The following is a 645-nucleotide window of genomic DNA, read 5'->3' on the forward strand; positions in this document are numbered from 1 at the left end:
GGCAAGGACCTCAAAAGCCCGCCCATCGCCGAGACCGGCAGCCGCGAGATCCGCGCCGCGGCAAAGGCGGTCAACGCCATGCAGATGCGCCTGCGCGACTATGTCGAGGACCGCGAGCACCTGGCGGCGGCACTGGCGCATGATTTGCGCACGCCGCTGACCAGGATGCGATTGCGTCTCGAGCTGCTGCGCAAATCGCCGGCCCGTGAAGCGCTGGCGCATGACCTTGCCGACATCGAGAGCATCGCAAGCTCGGTGATCGACTTCGCCAAATTCGAGGTCACCGAGGAAAAGGCCGAGCGGATCGACTTCTGGTCGCTGGTGGAGGCGGTCGCCGACATGTTCGAGGACGCTTCGTTCGACGAGGACGCCACGCCTTCGCGCGGCCTGGTCTGCATCGCGCGGCCGGTGGCGCTGCGCCGCTGCATCACCAATCTAGTCCAGAACGCCGTCACCTATGGCAAGAAGGCGCATATCGGCGTGCAGCGCTCTGGCGATACAATCACGCTCAGCATCCGCGATGAAGGGCCGGGCATTCCGCAGGCAAAGCTGGATCAGGTGTTCGGTTCCTTCGTGCGCCTCGAACAGTCGCGCAACCGCGAGACCGGCGGGCTCGGCCTCCGCCTGACCATCGCCCCCAACATC

General features: G+C 65.7%; 1 protein-coding gene. It reads left to right on the forward strand.

The features are described from left to right. Positions 1 to 645: ATP-binding protein (locus EOA60_RS36040; RefSeq protein WP_245502720.1), on the forward strand; the 645-nt coding region annotated here is incomplete at both ends.

It is taken from the genome of Mesorhizobium sp. M1A.F.Ca.IN.020.06.1.1, assembly GCF_004023265.1.
Taxonomy (GTDB): domain Bacteria; phylum Pseudomonadota; class Alphaproteobacteria; order Rhizobiales; family Rhizobiaceae; genus Mesorhizobium.